24 protein-coding genes are annotated in these 21,003 nt (G+C 57.6%); 14 read left to right on the top strand and 10 right to left on the bottom strand.

Annotated features, from left to right (window positions below; genetic code table 11):
• Positions 1–37: 37 nt before the first annotated feature.
• The 6 genes from FHW16_RS21750 to FHW16_RS21725 all read left to right on the top strand — a co-directional run bounded on the left by FHW16_RS21750 (position 38) and on the right by FHW16_RS21725 (position 7,391).
• Positions 38–1,354 (top strand): homoserine dehydrogenase, encoded by a 1,317-nt coding sequence (locus FHW16_RS21750; RefSeq protein ID WP_182551388.1) that lies wholly within the window; start codon positions 38–40, stop codon positions 1,352–1,354.
• Positions 1,355–1,517: 163 nt separating this feature from the next.
• A complete protein-coding gene (locus FHW16_RS21745) occupies positions 1,518–2,180 on the top strand; it encodes a VOC family protein (RefSeq protein ID WP_182551387.1) in 663 nt (220 codons plus the stop codon).
• 215 nt (positions 2,181–2,395) lie between these two features.
• Positions 2,396–3,385: a class II fructose-bisphosphatase gene (gene glpX, locus FHW16_RS21740; protein ID WP_182551386.1), complete on the top strand. Its 990-nt coding sequence runs from the start codon at positions 2,396–2,398 to the stop codon at positions 3,383–3,385.
• 151 nt (positions 3,386–3,536) lie between these two features.
• A complete protein-coding gene (locus tag FHW16_RS21735) occupies positions 3,537–4,181 on the top strand; it encodes a hypothetical protein (RefSeq protein WP_182551385.1) in 645 nt (214 codons plus the stop codon).
• 70 nt (positions 4,182–4,251) lie between these two features.
• Positions 4,252–6,042, top strand: a complete 1,791-nt coding sequence (gene recJ / locus FHW16_RS21730; RefSeq protein ID WP_182551384.1) for a single-stranded-DNA-specific exonuclease RecJ — start codon at positions 4,252–4,254, stop codon at positions 6,040–6,042.
• A gap of 104 nt (positions 6,043–6,146) precedes the next feature.
• On the top strand, positions 6,147–7,391 hold the full coding sequence (locus FHW16_RS21725; protein WP_182551383.1) for a Y-family DNA polymerase: 1,245 nt from the start codon (positions 6,147–6,149) through the stop codon (positions 7,389–7,391).
• Positions 7,392–7,678: 287 nt separating this feature from the next.
• Here the strand turns inward: FHW16_RS21725 and FHW16_RS21720 are convergent, their stop codons facing one another.
• Together FHW16_RS21720 and FHW16_RS21715 are read right to left on the bottom strand one after the other, a co-directional pair.
• Positions 7,679–7,936, bottom strand: coding sequence for a YjhX family toxin (locus FHW16_RS21720; RefSeq protein ID WP_182551382.1), 258 nt, complete (start codon positions 7,934–7,936; stop codon positions 7,679–7,681).
• A gap of 228 nt (positions 7,937–8,164) precedes the next feature.
• A complete protein-coding gene (locus tag FHW16_RS21715; RefSeq protein ID WP_182551381.1) occupies positions 8,165–9,118 on the bottom strand; it encodes a GlxA family transcriptional regulator in 954 nt (317 codons plus the stop codon).
• Between the two features lie 114 nt (positions 9,119–9,232).
• Here FHW16_RS21715 and FHW16_RS21710 point away from each other — a divergent pair, with 114 nt between their 5' ends.
• Positions 9,233–9,874: an HD domain-containing protein gene (locus FHW16_RS21710; protein ID WP_182551380.1), complete on the top strand. Its 642-nt coding sequence runs from the start codon at positions 9,233–9,235 to the stop codon at positions 9,872–9,874.
• Between the two features lie 9 nt (positions 9,875–9,883).
• Here the strand turns inward: FHW16_RS21710 and FHW16_RS21705 are convergent, their stop codons facing one another.
• The 4 genes from FHW16_RS21705 to FHW16_RS21690 all read right to left on the bottom strand — a co-directional run bounded on the left by FHW16_RS21705 (position 9,884) and on the right by FHW16_RS21690 (position 12,034).
• Positions 9,884–10,507 carry an ATP-dependent Clp protease proteolytic subunit gene (locus FHW16_RS21705; protein ID WP_182551379.1) on the bottom strand — a complete coding sequence of 208 codons (624 nt, stop codon included), beginning with the start codon at positions 10,505–10,507 and terminating at the stop codon, positions 9,884–9,886.
• A 35-nt stretch (positions 10,508–10,542) separates the two neighbouring features.
• Positions 10,543–10,923 carry an SRPBCC family protein gene (locus FHW16_RS21700; RefSeq protein ID WP_182551378.1) on the bottom strand — a complete coding sequence of 127 codons (381 nt, stop codon included), beginning with the start codon at positions 10,921–10,923 and terminating at the stop codon, positions 10,543–10,545.
• Complete coding sequence (locus FHW16_RS21695; RefSeq protein ID WP_105732628.1) at positions 10,920–11,234, bottom strand: ArsR/SmtB family transcription factor; 315 nt, start codon at positions 11,232–11,234, stop codon at positions 10,920–10,922. The genes FHW16_RS21700 and FHW16_RS21695 overlap by 4 nt, the downstream gene beginning before the upstream one ends.
• A 113-nt stretch (positions 11,235–11,347) precedes the next feature.
• Positions 11,348–12,034: a DJ-1/PfpI family protein gene (locus FHW16_RS21690; RefSeq protein ID WP_182551498.1), complete on the bottom strand. Its 687-nt coding sequence runs from the start codon at positions 12,032–12,034 to the stop codon at positions 11,348–11,350.
• A gap of 81 nt (positions 12,035–12,115) precedes the next feature.
• On the opposite strand from FHW16_RS21690, the gene FHW16_RS21685 reads away from it, so the two are divergent.
• Positions 12,116–13,060 (top strand): GlxA family transcriptional regulator, encoded by a 945-nt coding sequence (locus tag FHW16_RS21685; protein WP_182551377.1) that lies wholly within the window; start codon positions 12,116–12,118, stop codon positions 13,058–13,060.
• 1 nt (position 13,061) lies between these two features.
• Here the strand turns inward: FHW16_RS21685 and FHW16_RS21680 are convergent, their stop codons facing one another.
• Together FHW16_RS21680 and FHW16_RS21675 are read right to left on the bottom strand one after the other, a co-directional pair.
• The gene (locus FHW16_RS21680) at positions 13,062–13,550 is read right to left on the bottom strand and encodes a DUF1772 domain-containing protein (protein ID WP_182551376.1); all 489 of its coding nucleotides are present in this window, start codon (positions 13,548–13,550) and stop codon (positions 13,062–13,064) included.
• A 1-nt stretch (position 13,551) separates the two neighbouring features.
• Complete coding sequence (locus FHW16_RS21675; protein ID WP_182551375.1) at positions 13,552–14,412, bottom strand: NAD(P)H-binding protein; 861 nt, start codon at positions 14,410–14,412, stop codon at positions 13,552–13,554.
• A gap of 105 nt (positions 14,413–14,517) precedes the next feature.
• Here FHW16_RS21675 and FHW16_RS21670 point away from each other — a divergent pair, with 105 nt between their 5' ends.
• Complete coding sequence (locus FHW16_RS21670) at positions 14,518–15,165, top strand: TetR/AcrR family transcriptional regulator (RefSeq protein WP_182551374.1); 648 nt, start codon at positions 14,518–14,520, stop codon at positions 15,163–15,165.
• 878 nt (positions 15,166–16,043) lie between these two features.
• Here FHW16_RS21670 and FHW16_RS21665 read toward each other — a convergent pair.
• Positions 16,044–16,685 carry a cysteine hydrolase family protein gene (locus tag FHW16_RS21665; RefSeq protein WP_182551373.1) on the bottom strand — a complete coding sequence of 214 codons (642 nt, stop codon included), beginning with the start codon at positions 16,683–16,685 and terminating at the stop codon, positions 16,044–16,046.
• A gap of 189 nt (positions 16,686–16,874) precedes the next feature.
• On the opposite strand from FHW16_RS21665, the gene gatB reads away from it, so the two are divergent.
• The 5 genes from gatB (at position 16,875) to FHW16_RS21640 (ending at position 20,377) form a co-directional block, all read left to right on the top strand.
• On the top strand, positions 16,875–18,377 hold the full coding sequence (gene gatB / locus FHW16_RS21660; RefSeq protein ID WP_182551372.1) for an Asp-tRNA(Asn)/Glu-tRNA(Gln) amidotransferase subunit GatB: 1,503 nt from the start codon (positions 16,875–16,877) through the stop codon (positions 18,375–18,377).
• Between the two features lie 14 nt (positions 18,378–18,391).
• Positions 18,392–18,901 carry a GNAT family N-acetyltransferase gene (locus FHW16_RS21655; protein ID WP_182551371.1) on the top strand — a complete coding sequence of 170 codons (510 nt, stop codon included), beginning with the start codon at positions 18,392–18,394 and terminating at the stop codon, positions 18,899–18,901.
• A complete protein-coding gene (locus FHW16_RS21650) occupies positions 18,898–19,386 on the top strand; it encodes a GNAT family N-acetyltransferase (protein ID WP_182551370.1) in 489 nt (162 codons plus the stop codon). The genes FHW16_RS21655 and FHW16_RS21650 overlap by 4 nt, the downstream gene beginning before the upstream one ends.
• A 70-nt stretch (positions 19,387–19,456) precedes the next feature.
• Positions 19,457–19,855, top strand: a complete 399-nt coding sequence (locus tag FHW16_RS21645) for an NADH:ubiquinone oxidoreductase subunit NDUFA12 (protein ID WP_182551369.1) — start codon at positions 19,457–19,459, stop codon at positions 19,853–19,855.
• Positions 19,856–20,002: 147 nt separating this feature from the next.
• Positions 20,003–20,377, top strand: a complete 375-nt coding sequence (locus FHW16_RS21640) for a DUF2155 domain-containing protein (RefSeq protein WP_432652069.1) — start codon at positions 20,003–20,005, stop codon at positions 20,375–20,377.
• Positions 20,378–20,535: 158 nt separating this feature from the next.
• Here the strand turns inward: FHW16_RS21640 and FHW16_RS21635 are convergent, their stop codons facing one another.
• Complete coding sequence (locus FHW16_RS21635; protein WP_182551367.1) at positions 20,536–20,946, bottom strand: VOC family protein; 411 nt, start codon at positions 20,944–20,946, stop codon at positions 20,536–20,538.
• Positions 20,947–21,003: the final 57 nt, after the last annotated feature.

The raw sequence follows: 21,003 nt of genomic DNA, 5'->3' as shown, positions 1-21,003 counted from the left end.
GGCGCCGCTTCAGGCTAACCTTTCAGGGAAATGAACGATGAGTGATGCGCTGCGCGTGGGAATCGCCGGACTGGGTACTGTTGGTGCCTCGGTTCTGAAAATTTTGCGGGACAAGGGTGACATGCTCACCCGCCAGTGCGGCAAGGAAATCATTGTGACCGCCGTTTCCGCCCGTGATGCGAAGCGGGATCGCGGCGTGGACTTCTCGTCGGCCACATGGTTCGACGATCCCGTTGCCCTTGCCAAGTCGAACAATATCGACGTGTTCATCGAATTGATCGGTGGCGACGAAGGTCCGGCGCGCGCCGCAGTCGAGGCTGCGCTCAAGTCCGGCCGCCATGTGGTAACCGCCAACAAGGCGCTTCTGGCCAAGCATGGCGTGTCTCTCGCCAAGATTGCGGAAGAGAAGGGCGTCCTGCTCAACTTCGAAGCGGCAGTGGCTGGCGGCATTCCCGTCATCAAGGCCCTGCGCGAATCTTTGACCGGCAACACGGTGTCGCGCGTCTATGGCATCATGAACGGGACGTGCAACTATATCCTGACGCGGATGTGGGACGAAGGCATTTCGTTCGAAGATTGCCTCGCCGACGCACAGCGTCTCGGCTATGCGGAAGCCGATCCGACATTCGATATCGAGGGAAATGATACGGCGCACAAGCTGGCGATCCTGACCAGCCTTGCCTTTGGCACGCAGATTGCTGCCGACGATATCTATCTCGAAGGGATCAGCAATATCTCGCTGGCCGATATCAAGGCAGCCGATGAACTTGGCTACCGCATCAAGCTGCTTGGTGTCGCGTTGAAGACCGACAGCGGCATCGAACAGCGTGTTCATCCGACCATGGTACCGGTGGAATCGGTGATCGCGCAGGTCCATGGCGTGACCAATGCGGTTGCCATCGAAACCGATCTTCTCGGCGAATTGTTGTTGTCAGGTCCGGGGGCCGGTGGCGCCGCAACGGCATCGGCGGTTATCGGCGACCTTGCCGACATTGCCAAGAGCCGTCCGGGCTTCCAGCATGGTCCAGTCTTCGGTACGCCTGCAAAATCACTGGCACCTTACAAGCGTGCCAAAATGCGTTCGCACGAAGGTGGATATTTCATTCGCTTGACTGTGCATGACCGCGCGGGCGTCTTTGCGGCGATTGCCAAGCGTATGGCCGACAATGACATTTCACTGGAATCCATTGTCCAGCGCCAGACGCCGGAAAACCATCCGGAGGCTACCAAGACAGTCATCCTCGTGACGCACGAAACCACCGAGGCAGCGGTGAAGAAAGCGCTCGAGGGCATCGTCAAGGATGGTCATTCCACCGACAAACCGCAGATGATCCGCATCGAACGCGCCGGCTGAATGCGCCAGACCTTATGAACTGCGCCGTTTCCTGAATCTCAGGGAACGGCGTTTTGCTGTCTGCCAACAAAATAACTTTAAAACAAATGCTTGTCCCTGTTGACCTCAACCATAGTTGAGGAATTATTCTCACTGGATCGCATGATTTCCAGGGACATATGACATGAAAATCTTCTCCGCGCGCATCACCGTGCAGGATCTGGTTGCTGCTGCAACCTTCTATCGGGATGTACTGCAGCTGCCAGTCGACGAACGTGCCGAGTATATCGTTGTGACCATCGGTTACAGCCGTCTTATTGTGGAAAAGGGCTCGGCGTTCAGCGGAGTGCATCACCTGGCGTTCGGCATTGCACCGGCGAAGTTCGACCGGATCAGGGATTGGCTGAGCAAGCGTGTCACGCTGATATCAGTTGGTGATTCCAATGTTGTCGGTGGCCCGGAAGGCTGGCACTCACGTTCGCTTTATTTCATCGGCCCGGAAGGCATCATTCTGGAGTACATCGCCCACGATGAGTATAGCGGGCTGCCGCTTGTGGGGCCGCAGCCCTTTTCCATCGCCGAGGTCGGCTTTGCGGTCGAGGATGTCAAAGCCACCGTTGAAGTGCTGGCGGCAGATTTTGGCCTGCCGCCATTCCCGCCTCAGACGGACACCTTCGCACCCGTGGGCAGTCCGGATGGATTGCTGATTATTGTCGACGGGAACCGCCTGTGGTTTCCAACGCTCGATATTCATGCTGCACGGTCACCGTTGATGATCGAGATCGACGCTCCCGTGCGTGCCCGGACACATTCGCTTTCTGAATGGACCACGTTGGTTTCCCTCTAGTTTTCATCGATTCATGACCGTTTGTAAAAGGCTTGTATTGCTTCGTGAACGATCGCTACCCCGTTTAATCGATTAGCTTTTTCGGTGAGGGCGCTTTCCGGGCAATAGGGTCTTGCCGCTGCTGCACGACTTTGACAAAAGGTTTGCACAGCAATGCTAGGAAGTACCCTGTTGATCCGCAAAAGGGTATCTCCCACACGAACGCAGGATAGATTATGCCGAAAACTCCCGACCAGACTTCGATGGGCCTCGACCGTATTTTGACCCTTGAGCTCGTCCGCGTGACCGAGCGTGCCGCTGTTGCCGCTGCACGTCTGCGCGGACGCGGCGATGAGATGGCCGCTGATCAGGCCGCCGTCGACGCCATGCGTCAGGAACTCAATCGTCTACCGATAAGTGGTACCGTGGTAATCGGTGAGGGCGAGCGCGACGAAGCACCAATGCTCTACATTGGTGAGGAGGTCGGCACACGGACTGGTCCGGAAGTCGATATTGCGCTTGACCCGCTCGAGGGAACGACCATCTGCGCCAAGAATTTGCCCAATTCACTGGCAGTTATCGCCATTGCCGAAAAGGGCAATCTGCTCTACGCGCCTGACGTTTACATGGAAAAAATTGCCGTTGGACCGGGCTATCCCGCCGGCATTATCCAGCTCGATGCACCTGCAGCCGAAAACATCGCTGCCGTCGCAAAAGCCAAGGGCGTGCCAGTCAACGAGATCACCGCCTGCATCATGGACCGTCCGCGCCATGCGCGCCTGATCGAAGAAGTGCGTGCGACCGGAGCTTCCATCCGCCTGATCGGTGACGGTGATGTCGCCGGTGTGATCCACACGACCGACCCTGATGAAACTGGCATTGATATCTACATTGGTATTGGCGGTGCGCCGGAAGGCGTTCTCGCCGCAGCCGCGTTGCGCTGCATCGGCGGTCAGATGCAGGGCCGTTTGCAGCTCAACAGCGACGACAAGATTGCGCGTGCCGCCAAGATGGGCATCAGCGATCCCAAGAAGATCTACACCATGGAAGAAATGGCCAAGGGTGACGTGCTCTTCGCTGCAACGGGTGTGACTGACGGCAACATGCTGTCCGGTGTCAAGTTTGCCCGCGACTATATCCAGACCCATACCATCGTCATGCGCTCGCATTCTCAGACCGTACGCGAGATCAAGGCGAAGCATCAGGATATGTCCAAGTTCCAGTAAGAACCGGTTATTGAAACATTTTTTGCCCTGCCGTTCACCTGAGCTGCAGGGCATTTTATTAACTGCGTTCATGGCTCAATAGGAAATGCCCTATTGAGGCCATGCTTTTTGAGGTATTTTCAGTGCGGGAGTTCAGATCGGTGGTACAGCCATGAATATCCGAACGAAAATAACTGCTTGCATTGTTTCGACGCTCGCGTTGGCCGGGCCGGTCAATTCTGCTTTTGCACAGGATCCGTACCTCGATCTTATTCAGGGTTATCGGTCCAATTCGATTGCCGATCGTTTTCCGCAGACCGTCGGGCCATTCACACTGGTCAAGCACAGTGTCAATCCGCAGGACTTCAGTGTTACGGCTGAATATGAGGCTGTTGATGCCAGGGCAAGCGTGACCATGGCGGGTGTCAAGGCCAGCAACAAGGAGGCGGCCTATCCGATAAAGGATGGGGCAGATGATCCTGTTGTCCGCGATCTCTTCGAAAAGGCCACCCAATATCATTCAACCCAACCGGGCGAGATTGCCGTGCAGACAACGCTGCCCTACAGCGCTGGCCAGGCGATGCCCTGCGTGACCGCGGATGCGGCGCAGGACAAGCACGCCTTTCTGGTGTGCGTGATCGGCATGCACAGCCGTTATCTGCTGATCCAGCCCGCAGCCACCTACAGCAATGGTACCAAGGAAGCGGCCGAGCGTACCCTTGCAGATTTCGCGACCTCCATTGCGATGACGATGAATGATATAGGGGCACCACCACCGTTGAATGATCCTGCTGCGCCGGCTGCCGCTCCTCAGTAATTGCCGTTTGTTCACTGGATACGTCATTCGGAGCATTGCATTCGGGTCTGGCGAATGATTGAACCCTTGCATGGCACCAGAACGGCTTTTCCTCGGCGTTGAACATTCGGCAACCGGTCTCAAATGGATTGATCGGTTGGGGACCCGTGAGGCAAACATCGCTCTCGCCATGGCGCAGAACCATGGTTTCCCCGATCTCGTTGCCCGCGTTCTTGCCGGGCGCGGCGTGGGTGTTGACGATGGTCCCGCGTTCATGGATCCGACCATCAAAGGTCTGATGCCCGATCCCGCGTCGCTGACCGATATGGAAAAAGCAGCCGATCGCATCGCGCAAGCCATTGGCAAGCGCGAGAAGGTGGCAATTTTCGGCGATTATGACGTGGATGGCGCCTGTTCATCCGCTATTCTCTCGCGATTTCTTACCCATTACGGCGTTGCCAACCACATTTATATTCCTGACCGGATTTTTGAGGGGTATGGGCCAAATCCGCTAGCGATGCGTGAACTGGTGCAAAATGGTGCATCACTGATTGTCACCGTGGATTGCGGCACCAACAGCGCTCTGGCTATCGAGGCTGCCCGCGAAGCAGGTGCCGACGTGGTTGTGCTCGATCACCATCAGGTTGGCGGCGCATTGCCCGCTGCCGCAACGGCCGTGGTCAATCCTAACCGCGAGGATGATCTCTCAGGTCAGGGCCATCTCTGCGCGGCAGGTGTGGTATTTCTCACCCTGGTACAGATACTGCGCGCTTTGCGCGAGCAGCGCATCGCGACAGGCACGTTGGCACCCGATCTTTTGTCGATGCTCGATCTCGTGGCGCTTGCCACCGTTTGTGATGTGGTGCCGCTGAAAGAGTTGAACCGCGCTTTCGTGGTCAAGGGCCTGCTCGTCGCGCGGGCGCAGCAAAATGCCGGGTTGGCCGCGCTGGCGCGTGTTTCGCGCATCGGCGAGCCGCTCAGTGCGTTTCATTTCGGCTATCTGATCGGTCCGCGCATCAATGCGGGCGGCCGTATCGGCGATGCCGGGCTCGGCTCACGTCTGCTGACACTGGATGATCCCAATGAAGCGGCGCGGATTGCCACCGAACTCGACCGGCTCAACACGGAACGCCAGGCGATGGAGACCGTGATGCTCGAGCAGGCCGAAGCCGAGGCCATGCTGGAAATGTCGAGCGGTGGCGGGCCGGCTGTCCTGGTGACCGCCAATGATGACTGGCATCCGGGTATTGTCGGCCTGATCGCCGCGCGACTGAAGGAACGGGCTCGACGTCCGGTTTTTGCCATCGCCTTCAACGCCAATGGAACGGGCAGCGGTTCGGGACGTTCGATCAGTGGATTTGATCTGGGAAAACTGGTTCGAAGTGCTGTCGATGCGGGGTTGCTGGTTAAAGGCGGCGGGCATGCCATGGCCGCAGGCATCACAGTCGAACGCGAAAAAATGGGCGCATTGCGGGCATTCTTTGAAGAGCAGGCGGCTGAAATGGTGGGGCAACTGCGTGAAAACCAGTCGCTGGCCATTGATGGAGCCCTCAGCGCTTCCGGCGCGACGGTTTCTCTCTATGAGACCATGGAACGGGCCGGACCATTTGGTTCCGGTCATCCGCAGCCTGTGCTGGTGCTGCCGCATCACCGACTTGTCGATGCGCGTACTGTCGGGACAAACCATGTCAAGGCGACGCTGGCGGGCGCAGATGGAAAGCGCATCAATGCGATTGCCTTTCGAGCAACAGGGGCGCCGCTGGGTGATTTCCTGTTCGGTAATCTCGGCCAGTCCATGCACGTGGCGGGCAATCTGGCATTGAACCACTGGAACGGCTCGACAACCACCCAGTTCCGCATCATGGACGCCGCGCGGGCCTGACCATCTGTCAGCAGGAACGGTGGTTTTTCTGATTCAGATTGCATTCAATCGGCCTATGTTCTATTTTTGTTCTCATTCCGAAACGAGAATAGAACCTGTGGCCCATGCGTAAACCGACCCATCTGGAAAAGCTCTATCTGGATTTCGACAGCTTCTTTGCCAGCGCCGAGCAGCAGTTGAATCCGGCGCTGCGCAACCGGCCAATTGCGGTGGTGCCACTGGATTCGCCGCATACAAGCGTCATTGCTGCCAGCCGCGAGGCGAAACCTTTCGGGATCAAGACGGGCACATCCGTGCGGGATGCACGCGAACTTTGCCCGGATATCGTCTTTCTGGAGGCGCGGCCCGATGTCTATGTGAAGTTGCATAATCAGATTCTTTCCACCATCGAGACCTGTGTGCCGATTGCGGCGGTGCGTTCGATTGATGAAGTGGCGTGCACGCTGCTGGCGTCCGAAGCCAAAGACCCGCAGGGGCTGGCAGCGCGGATCAAACGCGCTTTGCACGATGAAATGGGCGCGGTTCTGACCTGTTCAATCGGGATTTCACTGAACGAGCTTCTGGCCAAGATTGCTGCTGAGATGGACAAGCCCGATGGCTGTGTCGTGCTGGATCATGACGATCTGCCGGGGAGGTTGTTCGATCTCAAGCTGAAGGATTTGCCCGGTATTTCCAAGGGAATGGAACAACGACTGGGCCAGGCCAGCGTGCAGGATGTACAGGGCCTCTGGGCGCTGGCGCCCAAACATGCCCGCGCGATCTGGAACAGTGTCGAAGGTGAGCGTTTTGTCACGGCGCTGCACGGTTATGCGGTGGAAAAGCCGGAAACCGTCAAGCGCATGTTCGGCCATGGTCGCAATTTGCCGCCGGATTGGCGGGCACCGGACAAGGTGCTGCAATGCGCGCGGCTGCTCTGCCTCAGCGCCGCGCGGCGTTTGCGCCGATCGCATTACCGTGCCGGTGCTCTCAGCTATACCGTGGGCGCGCGCCGGGATAGTCGCGTAACGGTGGACGGGCAGTTTCGTCCGGCGCGAGATGATCACAGTTTTCTCAATTGTCTCAATGATTTGCATGGAAAATTGGTCAAAGCAGGTGAAATGCGGAACGTCAGCACGGTGACGGTCGTGCTGCACAATCTTTCCAGCGAGACGGAAGCAAGCCGCGATCTGTTCGATAACCATTTGGTGACCGAACAGCGTGGCCAGTGGGAGCGCGTCTCTGATGTGCTCGACAAGGTACGCGTGCGCCACGGCTCCAAGGCGCTCAATCTCGGGCTGACCACGGGCCCCGGCAATTACATCGGCTCGAAGATCGCCTTTGGGCGGATTCCGGAACCGGAAGATTTTTGAGGAAAAGTGCAGATTATATTTGCAGTATCATCATGCGTGGTTCGACAAGCTCAGCATGAGGGAGAGTGAGGATTGCAGGGAGCATGTTCTGCAACGCGTATGATTACCGCGTACTGCAATGCTGACGATTAACCTTGCAGCCCACCCATATCCCTCATGGTGAGCTTCCTGAGCTTGTCGAAGGGCGACCACGCACAATGGTTGTGCAGACGTTTGTGAGTTCATGAGAAGTCGGAAACTCGCGGTGTAAAAAACCGGCGGCATGTTTCCATGCCGCCGGTCATGCATTAGCGGTTGTCCAGTTCTGCGCGGACCAGTTTCAGGCCGTGCCGGGTAACCCGGTAAGGGCCGCCGCCTGATGAGGCGATGGCCTTTTTCTGTTTGAGCTTGCGAAAAAGCCTGAGGTCACAGGCCGTATAGCGGGCACCATCGCGGGTGAGGCAGATGATATCCGTGATGGCCTTACGCTCATCTTTTTCAAGCAAGATTTTGCCGCCCTGGGCGAGCAGGTGAAGTATGCGCTGTTCGTCGCGCGAAATGTCCATTGATCCAAGTCCTGGGAAAACGGGCAAAAGCCCATGAGAACACGTCCGCTGCCAAAAGACTTTGGCGCGGGGCTCCTGTTTTCGCGCCCCAATCTTCAAAAGAAGTTGGGGCCTTAGAGGGACTCAGACTGGTAAGACATAAACACTCCATTCGGTGTGGACGAGCCGTATAATGGAAGAAAAGGGCGATGTCAAAGTCAGGGCGCAGCGAATGCGCGTGCAGCAGCGTCACAAATACCGCCGCCTATATTCCGCTGGAGTGACGCCGACATGGCGGACAAAGGCGCGGCGCAGGGTGTCGGCATCGGCAAAACCGCATTCAACGGCAACCTGCTTCGGCAGCCGGTGGCTGGTTTCCAGAAGCTGGCGCGCAGCATTGACGCGCGCTGTTTCCACCCATGCCGCGGGTGTAATGCCCACTTCCTGCTGAAAAACACGGGCGAAATGGCGCGGACTGAGGCTGGTGCGCTGTGCGAGGTTGGCGACAGAATGATCCTCCGAAGGATGTGCGGCAACCCAGCGCTGTACCTCCTGCAAGGCGGAGCGTCCGCCCGGTTCTGCCTCGCCCCGCCGGCTGAACTGCATCTGTCCGCCCGGTCGTTTGAAAAACATCACCAACTGTCCCGCGACTTTCAATGCAATATCCCGGCCAAGGTCTTCTTCGACAAGAGCGAGCGCCATATCGAGACCGGCGGTGACACCGGCAGCCGTGCGAACAGGACCATCGCGCACATGCAATGCATCGGCGTCCACATGAAGCGCGGGATAGGTTGCTGCGAGCGTATCTGCTACGGCCCAATGCGTCGTCACCCGCCTGCCGTCGAGAAGCCCGGCGGCCGCAAGAAGGAAGGCGCCGCTGCAAACCGAACCAAAGCGCCGTGCCGGGAGGCAGGCTGCCCGCAGCCATTGCTGCTGCTCCGTGGTCAGGCGGATATCGGCCGCATGCGGGCAACCGGCAACCAGCACCGTATCACTGACTGCGGGTTGGGCATCGGTCATGATGCGATCCGGCAGCAGGCGTATCCCGGACGAACTGCGGATCGGTCCGGCCTCGGCGCCCACCACCTGCAGTTGATATTCCTCACGCCCAGCCTGCACATTCGCCTCGGCAAAGACGTCCATCGGTCCGGATACGTCCAGAAGCTGGACGCCCGGCATGGCCAACAGGGTAATGGTTCGCATGTCTCGCTCCATGGCATCACAGATCGCATATTGGCAGAATATAACGTGTTCAGTCAATTGCTGCCATAAGATGCGTCCGATAGATTGAAACTCCCAAGACAAGGAGAAACTCACATGTCCCTCTCTATCAGCGGTATCGCCATTCCCGATACAAAACTGGCACGCGGCGTCACCGAACTGGTGCGTGACACCGCTTCGGACCTGCTCTTCAACCATTCGAGCCGCGTTTATTATTTCGGAGCGATTGCCGGGCAGCAGAAAGGTCTGAAGTTCGATCCCGAGCTCCTCTATACGGGCGCCATGTTCCATGACATGGGGCTGACACATCAGCACAGCAGTGCCGATGAGCGGTTCGAAGTCGACGGTGCGAATGCCGCACGGGATTTTCTGCGCAGCCACGGCATTGCGCAGGCGGATATTGATACGGTGTGGACGGCGATTGCCCTGCATACGACACCGGGCATTCCGCAGCACATGCATCCCGTGGTTGCTCTCGTGACCGCTGGCGTGGAAATGGACGTGCTGGGCCTGACCTACAAGCAGTACAGTGATGCGCAACGCGAGGCCGTGGTTGCGGCTTTCCCGCGCAGCGACCACTTCAAGGAAGACATCATTCAGGCATTCTATGACGGCATCAAGCACAAGCCGGAGACGACGTTTGGCAACGTCAAGGCCGATGTGCTGGCGGACAAGGATCCACACTTCCATCGCGGCAATTTCTGCGATGTGATCCGCTGCTCGCACTGGAAGGCCTGAACGGTTCCCTCAGTCCTTGGTGAGTTGCAGCGGGTTGCCGTCGCGTTTGCTGATGATCGTATCGACAAGGCCCCAGTCTAAGCCTTCCTGTGCGGTCATGAAATGGTCGCGGTCGAGGGTTCTCTCGACCTCTTCCACCGTGCGGCCGCAGTGCTCGGCATAGAGCCGGGTCATTCGCCGCTTGACCACGGCCATCTCTTGCGCCTGAATGAAAATATCCGAGGCCTGTCCCTGAAAGCCGCCCAGCGGTTGGTGCACATGCAGGCTCGAATTGGGCAGGGCGGCGCGGTGGCCGGGTTCGCCTGCCATCAGCAGGAATGAACCCATGGAGCGCGCCGTCCCCATGCACAGCGTGGCGACCGGGCAGGTGATGAATTGCATTGTGTCATAGATGGCAAGGCCCGCCGTAATGACGCCGCCGGGCGAGTTGATGTACATGGAGATGGGTTTTTTCGGATTTTCTGACTCGAGAAACAGCAGTTGCGCGCAGATCAGCGCTGCCATGCCGTCCTCCACCTGACCATTCAGAAAGACAATCCGTTCCCGCAGCAGGCGGGAAAAAATATCGAATGACCGTTCACCACGGCTGGATTGCTCCACGACCATAGGCACGAGCTGCATCATGTCGCGCATGGCGAACACTCCTTCATCAGTTGTATTTTATGTGTTTAGGCGGCGAGGCGCATGGTTGTCGGCGGCGCGTTGCCATTGGCGGCAGTGCGGCCAAGCGGCATCACTGCCAGCACCGGTTCATGCACGATGCTGAACGTGGTGCCGCCCGAACCGTTGGGATTGAGCCGGAAAGTGACGATACTGTCCGGCACGGCATCATCCTCTTCGCGCATGGAATAACGCACGAAACGTTCCGTATCCGCTTCGATGACCTCAAGGGAGATACGCGACGGCTCCTGCGGTGCCTGCGGGTCGGGCAGAAGCCAGCGGGCGACAAATTCCGGCACTGTCAGCGCGCGCCAGACTTTTGATGGAGCGGCATCCAGATCATATTCATAACGCAATGCGGCGTTGTCTTCCGCTGTTTCGCTGGTCATTGATCCATTTCCTTCAAAAGCTGTTTCAGTTCATCGACACGCTGTGGCCAGAAGGCGCGGTAGCGGTGGAGCCATTGGTGGAGTTGCGCCAGTCCGTCGGGATTAACCCGGTAGTGAACATGGCGGCCGGACTTCTGCTCGGCAACAAGGCCGGCGGAACGCAGGACGGCGAGGTGCTGCGACATCGCAGGCTGTGAGAGCGAAAAGCCTTCGCGCAGTTCTGTCGCATTCTTCTCACCATCAGCCAGCCGTTCAAACACGGCGCGGCGGGTGGGGTCGGCAAGAGCCTTGAATATATCGACTTCAGACATACCAATACATAAGCATAGACTTATGTGAGTCGCAAGCACGATTTTGCAATGCTACCCCAAATGAAAACCCGGCCGTGGGGACGGCCGGGTTTGTCAGGGCATTGTGGCGAAGGTCAGCCTGCAAGTCGCGCGGCAGCGATTGCAACCTCATCACGCCGTTGTTGCGCAAATGGCTGCATGCGGCTGCGCACTGCATCAACAATACCTTGCGGGGCTGTATCCGGACGACCGGCAGTGAAGGGTGGTGCGGGTGCATATTCCAGCATCAACTGGATGCGCTGGGCGACGTCATCCCCCTGAAGCTCGGAAATGAGAGTCAGCACGAAATCGATGCCAGCTGTTACGCCGCCGCCGGTCAGGATATTGCCGTCGCGCACGACGCGGCGCGTATCGGGGATGGCGCCGAAAGGCACCAGCAGGTCGCGCCATGCCCAATGGCAGGCAGCACGCTTGCCCTTGAGAAGCCCGGCAGCGCCGAGTATCAGCGAACCGGTACAGACCGAGGTGATGTATCGTGCGGACAAGCCGAGACGGCGGACCGCGGCAACAAAGGCTTCATTCTGCAGGGCAGCGGTACAGCCCGAGCCTCCCGGTACGCACAGCACGTCACAATGCTCGATCGTGGCCAGATCGACCAAACCGGAGAAGACGAGGCCATCGGCGCTTACGTCCGTCCCGCCCATGGATGCGACAATGACTTTTGCATCGGGTAGACGCGAGAGAAACTGGTGTGGACCGGTGAAATCGAGATGGGTAACGCCGTTGTAAATGGGAATGACGATGATAAGCGGGCTGGCCATGGCTGATCCTTTGTGATTGACAGCGTCAGGATAGGCCGACATGATCACGTCTCAAACGACATAGAACCCTCATTTTCAGCCATGACCCGTGACATCGGATTTTTCGTCTTTCCCAAGTTCCAGATTCTCGATCTGACGGGGCCTCTGTCTGCCTTCCAGATTGCCGGGCGACAATACCGGCTGCATGTCATTTCTCCGCAGGGTGGGCTTGTGCCGAGCTCGGCAGGGTTGGATGTCATGACAACACGGGCCGAGGAGCGCTATTTCGATACGCTGGTGATTGCGGGGGGCAATGGTGCCCGGGCTGGGTCCCGAACGGAAGCTCTACCTGCGCTGGTACGCGATCTTGCCTCACGCTCGCGCCGTGTCGCCAGCGTCTGCACAGGTGCTTTTCTTCTTGCCGCAGCGGGCATTCTCGACAGCAAAAGGGCAACGACCCATTGGCGGCGCGCGGCTGACCTGCAGAAGCGTTTTCCCGGTGTCGCCGTGGACCGTGACTGCATTTACATCAAGGATGGTTCCGTGTGGACATCGGCTGGCATATCAGCGGGTATCGATCTGGCGCTGGCATTGATCGAGGACGATCTTGGCGCCGAAGCTGCACGTGCCGTGGCGCAGGAACTGGTGGTCTACCATCGCCGGCCAGGCGGACAGTCGCAGTTTTCCGCGATGCTGGAGCTGGAGCCGGACAGTGATCGCGTGCGGCGTGCCCTTGGCTTTGCCCGCGAGCATTTGCATGAGCCGTTACCGGTCGAGCGGCTGGCGGAGGCGGCCTGTCTCAGTCCGCGCCAGTTTGGCCGGGCGTTCCGGGCAGAAACGGGAGAAACGCCGGCAAAGGCAGTGGAGCGCCTGCGGGCGGAAGCGGCGCGGGTGCGGATTGAATCGGGTAGTGAACCGATCGAGAGTATTGCCGTATTGGTTGGCTTCAAGGACCCGGAGCGGATGCGCCGTGCGTTTTTGAGGCTGTATGGTCAGCCGCCGCAGGCTTTGAAGCGCGCCGCACGCGCGCTTCGGGTTGTCAGGTAGCTTATGCCTGCGACTGCTGGGCGAAAGCGAAGATGAAGGCGGCGAGGGCGGCGAAGTTCGCGACCGTCCGTACATGGTTCCAGGGCAGCCAATCCTGCAGGTACGTGGTCCAGACACCGGCGCCTTCGGCGCTGGCAGGCGCCGTGACAGCAGCAAGCGCGTCATTCAGCGGCACGTTGAACACCATCGTCACAATGATGGTGCCGACGAGAAAGAGCACGCTGCCAGCCAGAAGAGCCAGTGATCCGGCATCACTCCAGCGCAGGATACTGACGACCCCGAGCACCACGCAGATCGCGGCCGTACCGAAGAAGGCGAGCATGAACGAGAAATTGATGATCGTCACGTTGATCGAGTTCATCGCGGCGATGCCCTGTTCGGCTGGCAATTTTGCCAGCGCCGTCATGATGAAGCTTGAAAAGGCGAAGAACAAACCCGCCATCAGGCCGCTTCCCAGGGCGGCCAAAAGGGTGAGAATAGGTAGCCACATGTTACTGTCCCTCCGATATGCCGGACCAGATGCCGGTTGCTGCTGTTTTCTGAACGTAATCCGAAAAGTCGCGCGGGGCGCGACCAAGTGCCCGCTGCACACCATCGGTGAGATATTCGTTGCGGCCGTCGAGCACCTCGGTGAAGAGCTCATTGAGAAGGCCGACGATGTCAGGCGGAAGCTGTTCCTGTGTCAGCGCCTCTGAGAACTGTTCCGGTGTTATCGTCAGATAGCGAATATCGCGCTTGGTGGCGCTGGCGATTTCTGCCGTGGCTTGTGCAAAAGTCAAGAGACGCGGCCCTGTGACCTCGTAGAGTTGGCCGATATGGCGATCGTCGGTCAGCGCTGCTGCGACCACATCGGCAATATCGTCCGTATCGATGAACGGCTCGCCCACGCTACCGACCGGCAGGGCGAGTTCGCCAGCAAGGATGGAGGCCAGCATGACGTTCTCGCTGAAATTCTGGGCGAACCAGCTGGCGCGGACGATGGTCCAGTCGGCTCCTGAAGCCTGAAACGCTTTTTCGGCGCGCTGGGCTTCGTGTTCACCGCGCCCCGACAGGAGCACGAGCCGTTTTACGCCGTTGTCCACGGCAAGCCGCGTGAATGCCTCCACGGTTTCGGTCGCACCGGGGATGGCAATGTCCGGATAATAGGTGATGTAGGCGGCTTTGACACCTTCAAGCACTGGAAGCCACGTATTGCGGTCTTCCCAGTCAAAGGCCGGGGTGCCGCTGCGCGAACCGATGCGAACAGGCACGTTCTGCGCCGTGAGCCGTTCGACCACGCGGCGCCCGGTCTTGCCCGTACCGCCGACGATAAGAATGGGTTTTGTCGAAGAAATGCTACTGCTGGTGGTCATGTTCATCTCCCTTAAATTAATATGAGTAATCCTCACATTTGCAATATGTGATAAATCCTCATATTATTGGAGTCAAGCGGAATTTATGAGTCCTGGAGACCCTGCATGAACGAGATTGCACCGATTGTGCCAGCATCCGGCGACAAGGAAGCCACGATGCCACGCAAGGAGCCGACGCAGCGGCGCAGCAAGGAGAGGGTGGAGCGCATTCTGTCCTGCGCCTCGACGCTGATCGCTCAAGGCGGCAGCGACGCCATGCGTATGAGCGATGTGGCGGAGATGGCGGAAATATCGATCGGATCGCTCTACCAGTACTTTCCGGACAAGGGATCGATCATTCGCACCCTGGCTGAACGGTATAATGCGCTCGGGCGTGACTGTATCGCCGATGCGCTGCAAAATGTCAGTGATATGAATGGCTTGCAGGCATCCTTTGCCGAACTTATCGACGTCTATTACGCGATGTTTCTGGCCGAACCTGTCATGCGGGATATCTGGTCGGGCACGCAGGCCGACAAGGCGCTGCGCGATATCGATCTTCATGACAGCCGCCTCAATGGCGCCGTGCTTGCGGATGCGCGTTCGCGGATCAATCCGGCTGCGGACAGGGCTGCGCTTGAAAATTCCAGTTTTCTGATCATGCAGCTGGGCGAAGCAACCATGCGCCTTGCGATCTCAGTCGATCGGGCAGAAGGCGACGCGCTGGTAAAGAATTTCAAGCGAATGGTGCTGCGGGAAATGCTGGTGGGGTAGGTGAGTTGGATTGCATTTGCAGTATGCTTGGTGAGCTTCCTGAGCTTGTCGAAGGGCGAACTCATGCAAGAGCGGGATGTTTTACCCCCCTCTGCCCTGTCGGGCATCTCCCCCGCAAGGGGGGAGATCAGCCTTCATTGCTATTTCTCACAATTTGCTACGTTGAAAAGTTAGCGATCATTCTGATGTCGATGTGATCTCCCCCCTTGCGGGCGAGATGCCCGACAGGGCAGAGGGGGGTGAAACAATCATCAAATCTCGTCTCGCTCAGAAAAATCCCACCAACTTATCCAACAGTTCTCATCCTCGCTTATTCTCATCGTGTCCTTTCCGGCGAGAATGCTTCCGGAAACTTTCGAAAGTCGGGAAAGGATCGGCGCTTCGGCCTCGTGGGGAGAACCTGTGAGACTGGGGAGGTTTCGCTGAAGCTGTTCTATTCATTCGGCCCAGCAGCCAGATGACAGGGCAGAACAGGCGGAAACACAAATCGCCGGGGCGGGTGGTCCTTGGATCGCAAGCATCGCATACAGAATACCCAAGACCCGCGTTCCAAGGACCGCCCGTCATTCTCTTCTTTCAATGGCCAGACGCAAAAGCGGGCGTGGCAACCGGAAGAGTGTAGCTTCAGAATGGAGATAGGCTGGTTGCAAAACCATCATGCGTGGTTCGCCCTTCGGCAAGCTCAGGAGGCTCACCATGAGGGAAAGTGAGGATTGCAGGGAGCTAAAATCTGCAACGCACGTGATTGGCTCGTTCTGCAACGCTGGCGATTAGCCTTACAGCACCACTCTCCCTCATGGTGAGCTTGTCGAACCACGCACTACAGTAAGTGCAGGCTCGTGGAACCACTAACGACACACAACGGATATGCCGTTGCTCTATTGAACAGACACGGCAGCAGCCAGTTCCTCGACCGTGCACAACATCGCATCACCCATAAAAGCCAGATTGGCCATCGACCGTTCTGCCGCCTCAGCATGGCCGCCACCGCAGGCATCGGTGAGAATAACCGGGATAAAACCAAGATCAGTACCGTGCCGCACCGTTGGGTCTATACCGATCTCCGTGGCAATGCCGCAGATGATGAAGCTCTTGAGACCGCAGTCGCGCAGTGCGATGGCCAGCGGCGTGCCTTCGAACGCAGAGAATGTGATCTTGTCGAGAATGGCTTCATCCTGCCGAACGGCGAGTTCCGGTGCAAGCGCAAACCCGGGATTATCGCGCAAAAACCAAGGCTCGACATTCTCAGCGGACGATTGGCGCTGCCACGCCATCATCTGCTTCAGCTGAAACACGCCAGCCATTTTCTTCGGCAGGGACATATGGCGCATGAAGAAAATGCGGATGCCGGCAGAGCGGGCGATCTCAAGGGTTTGCAACACTTTTTGCAGAATGGCAGCGCCGTCTTTCATCTGCCGCAATATGCCGACCTGCATGTCATAGACAACGAGGGCTGTTGTCTCGGGTCTGACCGTTTCGGCAAGGGTCTCAGGGATGGCAAGACCATAGATATTCTGCATGGCGTCCTCCGAATGTATGTCAGGTGATCCGCTACCCGGAATCAACGGTAGCATTGTGGGACAGGAAAAACAGGCCGAAGCGCTGCATTTCCGCAATCAGAGTGCTTCGGAATGGAGAAACACTTGCCTCCCGGAGCTGTTTCGACTAGCCAGTAGACAGACAAATTTAGCCAGGAATGACAGCCCAGCATGACTCTCGTTGATAGCCGCACACCCGAACCCAAGCGTTTCATTTCCGGCGCCACAGGCGACTGGGAAATCGTCATCGGTATGGAAGTTCATGCGCAGGTCACATCCAATTCGAAACTCTTTTCCGGTGCTTCCACGACATTCGGCGCCGAACCCAATGAGAATGTATCGCTGGTCGATGCTGCCATGCCCGGCATGCTGCCCGTCATCAACGAATGGTGCGTCCGTCAGGCGATTCGGACCGGTCTAGGTCTGAAGGCGCAGATCAACCTGAAATCGGTCTTCGACCGGAAGAACTATTTTTATCCGGATCTGCCGCAGGGTTATCAGATTTCGCAGTTCAAGCAGCCCATCGTCGGCGAAGGCACGATGCTTATTTCGGTTGGACCTGACAACAAGGGCCAGTTCGAAGATATCGAGATCGGTATCGAGCGACTGCATCTGGAACAGGATGCGGGCAAGTCTCTGCATGACCAGAACCCCACCATGTCCTATGTGGACCTGAACCGTTCAGGCGTGGCGCTGATGGAAATCGTATCCAAGCCGGATATGCGTTCGGCCGACGAGGCGAAGGCCTACCTGACCAAGATGCGCACCATCGTCCGCTATCTCGGCACCTGTGATGGCAACATGGATGAAGGCTCCATGCGCGCCGACGTCAACGTCTCCGTGCGCAAGCCGGGTGGGGCGTTCGGAACGCGTTGCGAAATCAAGAACGTCAACTCTATCCGCTTTGTCGGTCAGGCTATCGACTATGAAGCACGCCGGCAGGTAGCCATTCTGGAAGACGGTGGATCGATCGACCAGGAAACACGTCTGTTCGATCCGGTAAAGGGCGAGACACGCTCCATGCGCTCGAAGGAAGAAGCGCATGACTATCGCTATTTCCCCGATCCCGATCTTCTGCCCCTCGAATTTGAGCAGTCCTACGTGGACGAATTGCGGGCTGATCTTCCCGAACTGCCGGATGACAAGAAGATGCGGCTTGTATCGGCGCTGGGCCTCTCGGTCTATGACGCGTCCATTCTGGTGACGGAAAAGGCGATTGCCGATTATTTCGAGGCGGTGGCTGAAGGGCGCGACGGCAAGCTTGCCGCCAACTGGGTGATCAATGATCTGCTCGGTGCGCTGAACAAGGCCGGCAAGGGCATTGAAGAATCGCCTGTATCGCCGGATCAGCTTGGTGGCATTATCGATCTGATCAAGGAAGGCACGATTTCCGGCAAGATCGCCAAGGACCTGTTCGAGCTCGTCTGGAACGAGGGCGGTGATCCGCGCGCGCTGGTGGAAGAGCGCGGCATGAAGCAGGTGACCGATACCGGTGCGATTGAAAAAGCCGTTGATGATGTTATTGCCGCGAATCCTGATAAGGTTGAGCAGGCAAAGGCAAAGCCCACTATGGCCGGCTGGTTTGTCGGGCAGGTGATGAAGTCTACTGGCGGCAAGGCAAATCCGCAGGCTGTCAGCGATCTGGTCAAGGCAAAACTCGGGATTGTCGATTAAAGGTCGATTAAAGAATGTGGATTCGAAGCGCGACGAAGGACGATCTGGTAACTGTCCGTGATTTGCTCGTAGAGACCTGGCATGCAACCTATGACGATGTTTACGGCGTCGAAAAGGTCAATGCGGTCACCAATCGCTACCACTCGCTGGATGCGTTGAAAAAGCAGCTGGCAAAGCCCTATTCCGAGTTCATCCTCGCCGATGACGGTGCTGATCTCTACGGCATGGCCTATGCCTCGCAAAAGGACCACAAGCTGGCGCTGCTCAACCAGCTCTATGTGCATCCGGAAAAGCAAAGCAATGGCGTGGGTTCGCTCCTGCTGGCGGAAGTGGAAAGCGCTTTTCCCGGCGTGTTCATGCTGCATCTCGAAGTTATCGAATCAAATCAAAAGGCTCGGCGCTTTTATGAAAGCAGGGGGTTTGATCTGACCGGTGCGCGGACGGACAACTGGGGAGAAGCCAATTCCGGTATTTCCGTGCTGGTGATGGAGAAATCCCTGTCGGGATATGAGCTCGCGCCGTGACATCGGTTGCTGAACCTGTTTTCCGTCGCGCTATCCGTGCGGACTTGCCCGCACTGATTGCGATATTCGCCGAGGATCTGGTTGGCGGCCATGGTGACACGACGGATCCCGCGTTTTTTCCGCACTATGAGCGCGCTTTCGACCAGATCGAAGCCAGCAATTGCGACCAGCTGATTGTCGGCGTGCTCGAGGGTGAAGTGGTTGCCACGGCACAGGTGACGTTTACCACGACATTGCCAAGTCGCGGCACCACCAATATGACCATCGGCGCTGTGCAGACCCGCAGCGACCTGCGCGGCAAGGGGATCGGCGCCAAGCTGATCGAACATTGCATTGCGCTCGGCAAGGCGCGCCGTGTGGGGCTGATACAGTTGATGTCGAATGCCAAGCGGGTGGATGCGCATCGTTTCTACGAAAGGCTGGGGTTCAAGAAGAGCCATGCCGGTTTCAAAATGGTCGTGGAAGCCCCGCCAGCGGCAACTTGACCCTTGCTATCCCCAGGTGATACGGCCATAACCCGAAGAGTTGAACGACAGAGTTCGAAGCAGGATTGCTATGAAGACCTTCCTTTTACAGTTTTTCACCTGGTGGAACAGTCAGACGATCGGTACGCGCGTCTTTACATGGCGCAAGGGTACGAAAGTCGGTGAAGACGAGTTCGGCAATGTCTATTATGAAGGCACGCAGGATTCCGAAGGCCGCACGCGCCGCTGGGTGATCTACAAGGGCTATGCGGAAGCTTCGGCTATTCCTGCGGGCTGGCACGGCTGGATTCATCATCGCGCTGAAACGCCGCCGTCCCGCGAAGATTACAAAGCGCATGTTTGGGAAAAGCCCCATCAGCAGAACCTCACCGGTTCCGCCGCTGCCTACCGTCCAAAGGGTTCCATTGCTCATGGCGACAACCGTCCTGCCGTGACGGGCGATTACGATGCATGGACACCGGGATCCTGAACGGATTTTCTTCTGCCACAATTGGTGATTATCGACGGGTTGGTAAGAAACTGTCCCGTCAGCCTGAACACAGCCGGAATTGAAATGATCCGTCCCAACTTGTCCTTTCCATTCCGCAGCAAAACCCGCCTTGTGGCGGCCGGTTTGATGGCCATTGGCCTGTGTGCACCCGCATTTGCCGCCGACGACAAGATTTCCAACCCGATCGCTGTTTTTTCGGGCCTCGACAAGATTACCGGTCGAATCACCTCGTTTGATGTCTATATCGATGAAACGGTTCAGTTCGGCGCGTTGCAGCTGACACCGCGTGTCTGCTACACGCGTCCGGATACGGAAACACCAAAAACCGATACGTTTGTCGAAGTGGATGAAATCACCCTCGACCGCAAGATCCGCAAGATTTTCTCCGGCTGGATGTTTGCCGACAGCCCCGGTCTCAATGCGGTCGAGCACCCGGTTTATGATGTCTGGCTGAAGGGCTGCAAGCAGTCCTCGGATGTTCCTGCTCCAGCCAAAAGCTGACTGATTCCCCAATTTTTGATTGCATGACGATGGCTCGTGGTTCGACACGCTCACCACTCTCCCTCATGGTGAGCTTGTCGAACCACGAACCGCGCACAGAGGGAGTGCAGGCAGAGATCGACCCCGGTGCCGAAGCACCGGGATATCATCTTTTATTATCACATCATCGGCTTGGCGAAATTGATGATCCAGGGTGTTCCAAAACGGTCTACGAGCATGCCAAAGCGAATAGCCCATGATGTTTCCCCGATCGGCGCGCTGACTTTACCGCCCTCGGCCAATGCAGCAAAAATCCGGTCGGCATCGGCAGCACTATCGACATGCAGGGAAACATGCATTCCCTGCGCCTTCTCGAAATAGGGCGGCGGTGCATCGGAGCCCATCAGTTCATTGTCACCCACAGTCATATGGACGTGCATGATCAGATTTTCCGATCCGGGCATCTGACCACCTTCGGGCATCTCGCCGAAACGGGCCATGAACTGGATCTTGCCGTTCAGAACCTTTTCGTAGAATTTGAATGCTTCTTCGCATTGTCCATCAAAATTCAGATACGCATTGATTTTCATGACAGTTCTCCTCTCCTGAGTTGCGCTTCCATCCAAGGACGTGTGGAAAGCCGTCAA

The organism is Phyllobacterium myrsinacearum, from assembly GCF_014138285.1.
Lineage (GTDB): Bacteria > Pseudomonadota > Alphaproteobacteria > Rhizobiales > Rhizobiaceae > Phyllobacterium > Phyllobacterium myrsinacearum_A.
This window is presented reverse-complemented; position numbering and strand designations above follow the sequence as displayed.

Coding starts and splice junctions, on each gene's coding strand:
- FHW16_RS21750 (WP_182551388.1), top strand. CDS start 38: ATGAGTGATGCGCTGCGCGTGGGAATCGCCGGACTGGGTACTGTTGGT.
- FHW16_RS21745 (WP_182551387.1), top strand. CDS start 1,518: ATGAAAATCTTCTCCGCGCGCATCACCGTGCAGGATCTGGTTGCTGCT.
- glpX (WP_182551386.1), top strand. CDS start 2,396: ATGCCGAAAACTCCCGACCAGACTTCGATGGGCCTCGACCGTATTTTG.
- FHW16_RS21735 (WP_182551385.1), top strand. CDS start 3,537: ATGAATATCCGAACGAAAATAACTGCTTGCATTGTTTCGACGCTCGCG.
- recJ (WP_182551384.1), top strand. CDS start 4,252: ATGGCACCAGAACGGCTTTTCCTCGGCGTTGAACATTCGGCAACCGGT.
- FHW16_RS21725 (WP_182551383.1), top strand. CDS start 6,147: ATGCGTAAACCGACCCATCTGGAAAAGCTCTATCTGGATTTCGACAGC.
- FHW16_RS21720 (WP_182551382.1), bottom strand. CDS start 7,936: ATGGACATTTCGCGCGACGAACAGCGCATACTTCACCTGCTCGCCCAG.
- FHW16_RS21715 (WP_182551381.1), bottom strand. CDS start 9,118: ATGCGAACCATTACCCTGTTGGCCATGCCGGGCGTCCAGCTTCTGGAC.
- FHW16_RS21710 (WP_182551380.1), top strand. CDS start 9,233: ATGTCCCTCTCTATCAGCGGTATCGCCATTCCCGATACAAAACTGGCA.
- FHW16_RS21705 (WP_182551379.1), bottom strand. CDS start 10,507: ATGCGCGACATGATGCAGCTCGTGCCTATGGTCGTGGAGCAATCCAGC.
- FHW16_RS21700 (WP_182551378.1), bottom strand. CDS start 10,923: ATGACCAGCGAAACAGCGGAAGACAACGCCGCATTGCGTTATGAATAT.
- FHW16_RS21695 (WP_105732628.1), bottom strand. CDS start 11,234: ATGTCTGAAGTCGATATATTCAAGGCTCTTGCCGACCCCACCCGCCGC.
- FHW16_RS21690 (WP_182551498.1), bottom strand. CDS start 12,034: ATGGCCAGCCCGCTTATCATCGTCATTCCCATTTACAACGGCGTTACC.
- FHW16_RS21685 (WP_182551377.1), top strand. CDS start 12,116: ATGACCCGTGACATCGGATTTTTCGTCTTTCCCAAGTTCCAGATTCTC.
- FHW16_RS21680 (WP_182551376.1), bottom strand. CDS start 13,550: ATGTGGCTACCTATTCTCACCCTTTTGGCCGCCCTGGGAAGCGGCCTG.
- FHW16_RS21675 (WP_182551375.1), bottom strand. CDS start 14,412: ATGACCACCAGCAGTAGCATTTCTTCGACAAAACCCATTCTTATCGTC.
- FHW16_RS21670 (WP_182551374.1), top strand. CDS start 14,518: ATGAACGAGATTGCACCGATTGTGCCAGCATCCGGCGACAAGGAAGCC.
- FHW16_RS21665 (WP_182551373.1), bottom strand. CDS start 16,685: ATGCAGAATATCTATGGTCTTGCCATCCCTGAGACCCTTGCCGAAACG.
- gatB (WP_182551372.1), top strand. CDS start 16,875: ATGACTCTCGTTGATAGCCGCACACCCGAACCCAAGCGTTTCATTTCC.
- FHW16_RS21655 (WP_182551371.1), top strand. CDS start 18,392: ATGTGGATTCGAAGCGCGACGAAGGACGATCTGGTAACTGTCCGTGAT.
- FHW16_RS21645 (WP_182551369.1), top strand. CDS start 19,457: ATGAAGACCTTCCTTTTACAGTTTTTCACCTGGTGGAACAGTCAGACG.
- FHW16_RS21640 (WP_432652069.1), top strand. CDS start 20,003: ATGGCCATTGGCCTGTGTGCACCCGCATTTGCCGCCGACGACAAGATT.
- FHW16_RS21635 (WP_182551367.1), bottom strand. CDS start 20,946: ATGAAAATCAATGCGTATCTGAATTTTGATGGACAATGCGAAGAAGCA.